General features: G+C 72.8%; 6 protein-coding genes. 4 read left to right on the forward strand and 2 right to left on the reverse strand.

Annotated features, from left to right (window positions below; genetic code table 11):
* Window positions 1-32: 32 nt before the first annotated feature.
* Entirely contained in the window at window positions 33-1571 is a 1539-nt protein-coding gene (locus tag O145_RS19320; RefSeq protein WP_229118546.1) for a YhgE/Pip domain-containing protein, read from the reverse strand.
* Window positions 1568-4540 (reverse strand): MMPL family transporter, encoded by a 2973-nt coding sequence (locus tag O145_RS12200; RefSeq protein WP_084682591.1) that lies wholly within the window; start codon window positions 4538-4540, stop codon window positions 1568-1570. The genes O145_RS19320 and O145_RS12200 overlap by 4 nt, the downstream gene beginning before the upstream one ends.
* Before the next feature lie 144 nt (window positions 4541-4684).
* Here O145_RS12200 and O145_RS12205 point away from each other — a divergent pair, with 144 nt between their 5' ends.
* The 4 genes from O145_RS12205 to O145_RS12220 all read left to right on the forward strand — a co-directional run bounded on the left by O145_RS12205 (window position 4685) and on the right by O145_RS12220 (window position 8353).
* Entirely contained in the window at window positions 4685-5383 is a 699-nt protein-coding gene (locus tag O145_RS12205; protein ID WP_043563411.1) for a TetR/AcrR family transcriptional regulator, read from the forward strand.
* Window positions 5380-6135: a 5'-methylthioadenosine/S-adenosylhomocysteine nucleosidase gene (gene mtnN, locus O145_RS12210; RefSeq protein WP_043563386.1), complete on the forward strand. Its 756-nt coding sequence runs from the start codon at window positions 5380-5382 to the stop codon at window positions 6133-6135. The genes O145_RS12205 and mtnN overlap by 4 nt, the downstream gene beginning before the upstream one ends.
* 422 nt (window positions 6136-6557) lie before the next feature.
* Window positions 6558-7709 carry an AAA family ATPase gene (locus tag O145_RS12215; RefSeq protein WP_043563388.1) on the forward strand — a complete coding sequence of 384 codons (1152 nt, stop codon included), beginning with the start codon at window positions 6558-6560 and terminating at the stop codon, window positions 7707-7709.
* Window positions 7706-8353, forward strand: a complete 648-nt coding sequence (locus O145_RS12220; protein ID WP_043563390.1) for a DUF4276 family protein — start codon at window positions 7706-7708, stop codon at window positions 8351-8353. The genes O145_RS12215 and O145_RS12220 overlap by 4 nt, the downstream gene beginning before the upstream one ends.
* The last annotated feature ends 218 nt before the right edge of the window (window positions 8354-8571 follow it).

The following is an 8571-nucleotide window of genomic DNA, read 5'->3' on the forward strand; positions in this document are numbered from 1 at the left end:
GGACCCCCGCCGCCCGCAGCGCTCACCGCCCCTTACGCGGCGGCGAGCTCGCGCCGCAGCACTGCCAGGGACGTGGCCCGGCGCCGGCGCACCGCCAGCGTCATGACCAGGGTGCTCGCCGCCGCCCACAGGCACAGGACGACGGCCGCGGACCATCCGCCGCCCCCCGCCGTCCCCAGCATGATGCCGCCCAGGGCCGAGTCGAGCACCGTGACCGGCAGAGCGCCCGCCATCCCACCGGGAGCGTTCACCGACAGGACCCACGCCGCCTGAGCCACCAGGGCCAGGAGCGAGACGGCGCTGGTCCCGCGCGCGCCGAACGCGGCCATGAGGGCGGCGTGAAGCACTGTCATCGCCACCGCTCCCAGCAGGACCAGCCCGCCCACGGCCCACATGTTGCCGAACCGGGCGCCCGCGAGCGCCAGCGCCCCGGTCAGCAGCGTCGCCTGCACCACGGCCAGCCCGAGGGCGGGCCTCAGCGAGGTGATGGCCAGTCGGGCCGGCGTCATGGCCGCCTCCACGTGGCGCCGGCTCATGATCCCCAGCCCCGAGACGACGACCAGCGCCCCGATCCACAGGGCCAGGCTCAGCGCCTGCGGACTCATGCGCGTGGCCGCCGCGGCGTCGGAGTCCGCGCGCGCGCTCACGGACACGGGCTGGGCCAGCGAGTCGGCGAGCTCCTCGACCTCCTGCTCGCTGTAGGACGGCACGGCCCCGGACGCGGTGCTCAGCCCGTCGTTGAGGGCGCCGGCGCCGCTGGACACCCGAGAGGCCCCGGTGGCCGCGGAGGAGGCCGCGCCGGTCAGGGCCCCGGAGCCGGCCGAGACCTGCCGCAGGGAGGCGCACAGCTGCGCCGATCCCCCCATGGCCTCGCAGTTGGCCGCCAGCTGGTCGACCGCGCCCGTGTAGCTGTTGACGGCGCCGTTCAGGGTGCCGCTGGCCGCCGTGTCCCCGCTGGAGCCGATCCCGGCGGCGAGCTGCTCGGCGCCCGAGGAGAGGGTCTCGGCCGCGGTGGAGGCCTGCCCGAGCCGATCGGACAGTGTGGTCAGCGAGGACAGGGAGCCGTTGAGGTAGGAGGTGGAGATGGTGGTTCCCAGCGAGTCGACGGCCGCGGAGACCGCCTCCTGGCTGACCGCGCCCGCGGCGGAGGCGGACGACTGGGAGGTCTCCACCTCGACGGCGGCCTGCTCCGGGGTGCCGCCGAGCGTGCTGGCGATGGCCTGGGAGAAGCCGGCCGGGATGGTGATGACCGCCTCGTAGGTCCCGTCGGTCAGGCCCTCGGCCGCCGTGTCCTGGGTGACCACGGAGTAGTCCAGGCGCTCGGTGGTGGCGCCGGTGGCGGACTTGGCGGTCAGGGCGGTGCCGGGGTCGGTGAGGCGGCCCACCAGGAGGCGGCCCGCGGGCAGCGTGCTCCCGTCGGGCGCGGTGGCCGGGGTGTCGAGATTGACGACGGCGGCGGGGATGGTCGCGGCCGAGGCCGCCGGGGTGGTCGCGGCGCGCACCACCACCAGGCCTGCAAGCGCGGGCACGAGGGCGATGAGGACGGTCAGGATGAGGGAACGGCGTGTCATGCGATGGCCTCGCTCGTCTTGTCGGAGGTGTCGGAGGTGCTGGAGGTGCCCGGGGAGCCCGGACCGTCGGGGCCCTCGGGGCCGCGCTGGCCGGAGGCGGGAGCGGGGCCGCGGCCGCGCCGAACGTGCGCGGCGCCGTCGGCGTCGATGTCGATGACGGCGTCGACAGCGACCTCGGGGCGCTCCTCAGCGGCGTCGACATCGGCGGTCACGACGACGGCCACGCCCCGGGAGGCCAGCTCGGCCACGCGCTTCCACCGCCTGTGCCCGGGGTCGTCGACGACGACGATCCTCACGTGGGAGGGCACCGGGTCGTCGTAGGCGTGGATGGCGGTGGTGACGGACTGGATGGCGGCCGTGCCGTCGGGCAGGACGTGGTCGGCCACGGCGAGGATGCCGCCGGCCGGCTGCAGCCGCCCGCCGATGGCAGCGGCCAGGGCGCGCCGCGTCAGGGGCTCGGCGGCGCGCACGAGGGCGACCTGCCCGCCGCCCAGGGCGAGGGTGAGGCCGCGCAGGGCGGTGCCCTCGTCGTCAGCGAGCACGAGGTCCTGGGCGCGCAGGACGGCGGGGCCGTGCGCGGCGGTCCAGGCCTCGTGCTCCAGGGTGCGCTCCAGGCCCTCGCCCTCGACGTCGATGACGGGCAGCTGCCGCTCCAGGAACGGGGGCAGCCACCAGGCCCGCTCCCCCAGGGCCGCCATGAGGGCGGGGACGAGGGTCATGCGCACGACGAAGGCGTCGGCGAGGATGCCGACGGTCAGCCCCACGGCGATGGGCTTGATGTAGACGTTCTCGGTGTGGATGAAGGCCGCGAAGACGCCGGCCATAATGACGGCGGCGGCGCCCACCACCTTGGCGCTGCCCACGAACCCGGCCTCGACGGCCTCAACGGCGGCCCTGCGGCGCATGGCGGGGTCAGTCGGGGTATCGGCTGAGCCCGCCGGCCCGCCGGCGGGGCGGCGCCGGATCCACTCCTCGCGCATGCGCGAGACGAGGAAGACCTCGTAGTCCATGGCGAGCCCGAACAGGACGCCCATGACGATGACAGGCAGGAAGGAGATAACGGCCCCGACCTTGGAGACCTGGAGCAGGTCGGCAGCCCAGCCCCAGCCGAAGACGGCTCCGACGGCGCCCATGCCCGCCGCGAGCGAGAGCAGGTATCCCAGGGTGGCGGTCAGCGGCACCGCTACGGAGCGGAAGACCACCGTGAGCAGGATGAGGGACAGGCCCACCACCACGATCCCGAAGGGCAGCAGGGAGGCGTTGAGGGACTCGGCGACGTCGATGGCGACGGCCGCCTGCCCGGTGACCATGACGTCGCTGATGCCGTAGTCGTGCTCGTAGCCGTCGGCGCGAGCGCGGATGTCGCGCACCAGGTCCATGGTGGCCGGGTCGGCCTGGGACCTCTCGGGGCGGATCTGGATGAAGGCGAGGGTGCCGTCCTGGTTGGGCGTGGCCAGGGCGACGGCGGAGACCCCGTCGAGGCCGGCGATGTCCTGGGAGAGCCGGTTCACGGTGCCGACCGGGTCGGTGGTGTTGGCGATGTCGGCGATGACGATAATGGGCGAGTTGTAGCCCTCGCCGTAGGCCTCGGCGATGGCGTCGTAGGTCTGGCGCTGCTGGGTGCCCTTGACGGCGAAGCCGTTGTCGGTCAGGGCCAGGTGCAGCCCGCTGATAGGGATGGCGGTGATCCCCAGGAGGAGGACGACGGCGCCGATGGTGAGCCAGGGCCGGCGGGTGACGGCGCGCACCCAGCGGGTGGCCGGACCGGCCTTCACCGGCGCGCCCGGCTTCACCGTCCCGGCCGATGCGGCCTCCCCGGCCCCCTCGACCGCGTGCGCGGCGCTGCCGGAGCCCGCTGCGGCCCCGGCGCCCACGGAGCCCGCTGCGGCGTCGGCCCTGGAGGCCTGGCGGCCCCGGCGGCTGGAGCCGCGGGGCGCCAGCCGCTTCCCAATGAGGCCGATGAGGGCGGGCACGGCGGTCATGGCCACCAGCACGGCTACGGCGACGACCGCCGCGGAGGCGACCCCCATGGTGGTCAGGAACCCGATCCCGGCCACGCTCAGGCCGCACAGGGCGACGACGACGGTGGTGCCGGCGAAGACGACGGCGCTCCCGGCCGTGGCCACGGCGCGCCCTGCGGCCTCGGCGGGGGCGACGCCGTCGGCGAGGTACTCCCGGGCCCGGGAGATGATGAACAGGGCGTAGTCGATGCCCACGGCCAGCCCGATCATGACGGCCAGCACCGGGGTGGTGGAGTTGATGTCGGTGGCGGCCGCGGCCAGGAGGATGCCGAGCATGCCGGTGCCGACCCCCAGGGAGGCCGCCACGAGCGGGGCGCCGGCGGCCAGGACGGAGCCGAAGGTCACCAGCAGGACGACGGCGGCGATGACGACGCCGACCAGCTCGGTGCCGGAGATGCCGATGCCCACCTTCTGGCCGATGTTGCCGCCGAGCTGGACGTCGACGGCAGGGTCGTCGGCGTGGGCCTGATCGGCCAGGTCCTCCAGGTCCCGGGCGACCTCGGCGGCCCGGGGGGTGTTGCCGGTCAGCACCGAGCTCACGGAGGTGTCGGCCTGGACCTGGACCAGGGCGTGGGCGCCGTCGGCCGACACGGTGGAGGACGTGCCTGTCTGCGCGTCCCCGAAGGGGGCAGAGACCATGGCGACGCCGTCGATGTCGGCGGCCCTGCTCGCGAAGGTGTTGACGGCGTCGGCGTGGCCGCCGATATCGCCGTCGGAGGCGGTGAAGAGGACCTGCTCGCTGGTTCCGGCCGCCTGCGGGAGGCGCTCGTCGAGGACCTCCAGGCCCTTCATGGACTCGGTCCCGGAGATGGTGAAGGTGTCGGTCAGGCGCATGCCGACGGCGCTGACGGCGCCGCCGAGGATGGCGATGAGGAGGAGCCAGGCTGCCAGGACGCGCGGGGCGCGCCGGGCGCACCAGCGGCCCAGGGAGTGCAGATAGGCGGACACGGCGGTCCTTTCAGGGTTGGTGGTCGGCAAGTTCGATACAGGAATGTACTCGGTACATTTCTGTATCGAAACTTGGCGTCCTGTGATTCCCGGCACCCCGATGCCAGCGCGCCGCCGCACCCCTGAGGTACGGTGATGCGCAGCATGAGCTCCCGCACCGCCCCGAAGAAGCCCGCCCGCGCCGCGGGCAAGCGCCCGCGCAAGCGGGAGAACACGCGTGCGCGCCTGGTCGAGGCTGCCGCGGACGTCATAGCGACCAAGGGCATCGCCGCCACCCGCATCGACGACGTCGTCGGCGAGGCGGGCTTCACCCGGGGGGCCTTCTACTCCAACTACTCCTCGCTGCAGGAGGTGCTCACCGAGGCGATCGTCGCCCGCGCCAACGCACTGATGGAGCGGGTCACGGCCGCCGTGGAGGCGATGGAGGCCCCGACCATGGAGTCGCTCATGGAGATGCTCGACTCCATACGCCCCGAGGCCCGCGCCATCCACCTGCTGACCAGCGAGTACACGCTCTACCGGCTGCGCCACCCCGACAGCCCCCAGATGGCGGCGGGCCGCGAGGAGCTGATCGCCCGGTTCTCCGAGATCATCGAGAAGGTGCTCGCGCGCATGGGGCGGCGCCCCGCGGTCTCCACGACGAGCCTGGCCGACGTCATCTGCCTGCTCTACCTGGACTCCGTCGTGAACCAGCCGGCCAGGTCGGCCGGCTCGGCAGCCGCCCCGCCCGCGCAGGCGCCGCCGTCGGGCGCCGGCACCTCCACCTACGAGGTCATCGAGGCGGTTCTGCTCGGACTGAGCGAGCCGGTCGAGGCTCCCCCCGGCGTAGGCTCGCCGGCATGAGCTCTGCGAGTCCCGCCCGCCACGTCGCCGCCGTCGTCTCCTGCGCCATGGCCGAGGAGGCCCGACCCTTCCTGGACGCCCTGCCCGAGCGGGCCGACGCCGAGCCCGTCGCGCTGCTCGGGGGCGCCCGGGCCTGGTTCCTGCGACTGCCGGGCGATGGCGGGCGCGAGCTGGTCCTGGTGCGCAGCGGCATCGGGCTGGTCGCGGCGGCCGGCGCGCTCGCCACGGTCCTGGCCCGGGTGGAGCCCGACGCCGTGGTCTCCGCGGGCACCACCGGGGGGCTGGGGCGGGAGGTCGAGGTCGGGGACGTGTGCGTCTCGGCCGCTCTGGCCTACACCGACGCCGACGCCACCGCCTTCGGCTACGCCTACGGCCAGACGCCCGGTCAGCCCGCCCTCTTCGAGGGGGACGCGGGGCTGCTCGCCCGCGCGGCCGAGGTCGGCCCGGCGGCCCTGGCGGGGGCGACGCCGTCGTCGGGCTCGGCGCGCCTGCGCACCGGGCAGATGCTCGCGGGGAACTCCTTCGTCACGGCCGCCAACGTGGGGCGCACGCGCGACCTCTTCCCCGAGGCCGTGAGCACAGACATGGAGTCCACCGCGCTGGCGCAGGTGGCTGCGGGCGCCGGCGTCCCATTCGTCTCCGTGCGCGGCGTGTCCGACCTGTGCGGGCCCGAGGCGGGGCAGGACTTCCACATCGGCGCCGACGAGGCGGCCGCCCGCAGCGCCGCCGTCGTGCTGGCGCTCCTGGGCTGAGGCGGAGCCGGCGGGGCCCGCGCGGCGCCGGTCGAGGCCCGCCCCCTGGGGGAATCGGAGAGCCCCGGAGGGCTGATGGAGGCCCGGCGACGGCGTCCGGCCTGCTCACGGTCACGCCGCCCCTGCTCGCCGAGATCGGTCGTATTCCGCGTCGAGATCGGTTCACTTCCGGCTCGAGACCGGTTCGCGGGGTCGGGCGGCCTCCGGGCGGCCTCCCAGCCGCTCCTCCACGATCCCCTGGAGACGGGCCCCGGCAGCACCCAACGCACAGCCCGACATCCTCGCTGTGGCGCAGAGCATGGCACCGCCCAGAACCGATCCGGACGGCAGACAGAGGGGCGCCGGACGACGCGCCTGCGCCGTGCGCCCACAAGGACCAGGCGGAACGGCCTCTCCCCGAATCGATCATCTAGGATGGCGGCATGGCTGCTGAGCTCGGACGCCTCGTTGTGGAGGGTTTCAGGTCGATCCGCCGCGTCGAGCTGGACCTGACCACCGACGTCACGGTGCTCATCGGCGCCAACGGGTCGGGCAAGTCGAACCTCGTCAGCGCCCTGGAGCTGGTCTCGCGCATCTGGGACGACTCCTTCCAGGACTACCTGCGCAGGCGCGGCGGGGTGGACAACCTCCTGTTCGAGGACGACGAGGGGGCTGCCGAGCACGTCCTGGTCGAGATGATGTCGGAGTTCGACGAGAAGGACTGCCGCAACGGCTACCGCGTGGACCTGCACCCGGACGACTGGAACGAGTCGGGGCAGGCCGAGCTTCACGAGTGGCTTCTGTTCCAGGCCGGCCGGAACCGGAACAGGCCTTATGACGAGAATCTTGGTTTCGGCTCCCACAGCCGCGTCCCCCGGATCGCACAGGCGGACAAACCGGGGAAGCTCCATAAATTCGCCGCCTACGTGCGCCCCATCCTGGAGGGCTGCCGTGTCTTCCACTTCGACGACGTCTCGAGCAATTCCCCGGTTAAGGGACGCTCGACCGTGGGCGATGACATCACCCTGCGATCGGACGCGGAGAATATCGCCGCCTACCTGCTGCGCGTCCGCGAGGAGCACCCCGAGCACTATCGGCGCATTGTCTCAGCCATACGTCATGTCACCCCGTTCTTCGACGATTTCGTGCTGGTGCCGGATGCCTCGGAGCGGATCCGGCTGCGCTGGAAGCAGCGCGGGCTGGATCGGACGTTCCTGGCTCACGAGGCCAGCGATGGAACCCTGCGCTTCATGTGCCTGGCCACCCTGCTGCTGGGGCCTGATCTTCCTGCCACTGTGGTCCTGGACGAGCCGGAGCTCGGGCTCCACCCGGCGGCGATCGGTCTGCTCGCGGAAATGGCTCATATCGCCGGGAGGAATGGACACAAGGTGATTCTGGCGACCCAGTCCGTGCCGCTGGTCTCCCACTTCGACCTGAGCGAGATCGTGGTCCTGGACCGGGTGGACGGAGCCACGGTGGCGAGCCGCCCTGACTCGAAGGAGCTCGAGGCCTTCCTGGACGACTACTCCACCGGCACCCTGTGGGAGATGAACCTCCTGGGCGGGCGCCCGGCACGCGAAGGAGCAGGCTCATGAGGCAGGTCGCCGTACTCGTCGAGGGGCCGACGGAAGAGGCGATTGTCAGAGACGTACTGGTGCCCGCCGCTTTGAGGCGGGCGGTCTGCCTTGTCCCGATCATCGTCATCACCTCCGCGACACCCGCGGGCGCACGTCGCGGAGGCGGGCACTGGAGGCACTACAACAAGCAGCTCCATGCACTTCTGCACGGCAGCCACTGGCACCGCGTGGGTCTTCTCATCGATTACTACCAGTACCCCAAGGGCGCACCCGGCCGGGATGCCGAGTGCCGGAACCACGGGGAGCATCAGCGCGCCATCACTAAGGCCCTGCACGCGGCCCATCCTGATCCGCGCTTTCGTCCGCTCGTGGTTCTTCACGAGATCGAGTCGCTGGTCCTCGCGGCGGTCGACGCCGGGCAGGGGGACGGAGTCATCCCAGATCACGCTCTGGCGGATCTGCGGCGCGCCATCACCCGGGCGGGAGGCCCCGAGAAGGTCAACAACGGGCCGAGCACCAGCCCGTCCAAACGCCTCGCACGGGCAAGTCGTCACTACGACAAGGTGATGACGGGGCCCGGCCTCATCGCCGACGCCGGTCTCTCCGCGATCCTCGAGCGCTGTCCCGTCTTCGCGGCCTGGTGGGAGGACCTCCTGGCCTGACGGAACCAATCGGTGTCAATCGGCTCCTTCTCGCGGCCCCGTCCGCCGGATCGCCCAAGATCAGTCGCCGAGCTCGGAGACAATGGTGTAGAGGCCGGGGCCGGGCGCCGCATGGGCATCCGACCTGACTCATGACGCTTAGTGTGCCGGGGGTGGGGTGCTCAGGGCGGTGAGGATGTCGTTAGCGGCGTCGGTCAGACGCGGTGCGGCTGCGAGGT

The organism is Actinomyces israelii DSM 43320 (assembly GCF_000711965.1).
Classification (GTDB): domain Bacteria; phylum Actinomycetota; class Actinomycetes; order Actinomycetales; family Actinomycetaceae; genus Actinomyces; species Actinomyces israelii.

Coding starts and splice junctions, on each gene's coding strand:
- O145_RS19320 (WP_229118546.1), bottom strand. CDS start 1,571: ATGACACGCCGTTCCCTCATCCTGACCGTCCTCATCGCCCTCGTGCCC.
- O145_RS12205 (WP_043563411.1), top strand. CDS start 4,685: ATGAGCTCCCGCACCGCCCCGAAGAAGCCCGCCCGCGCCGCGGGCAAG.
- mtnN (WP_043563386.1), top strand. CDS start 5,380: ATGAGCTCTGCGAGTCCCGCCCGCCACGTCGCCGCCGTCGTCTCCTGC.
- O145_RS12215 (WP_043563388.1), top strand. CDS start 6,558: ATGGCTGCTGAGCTCGGACGCCTCGTTGTGGAGGGTTTCAGGTCGATC.
- O145_RS12220 (WP_043563390.1), top strand. CDS start 7,706: ATGAGGCAGGTCGCCGTACTCGTCGAGGGGCCGACGGAAGAGGCGATT.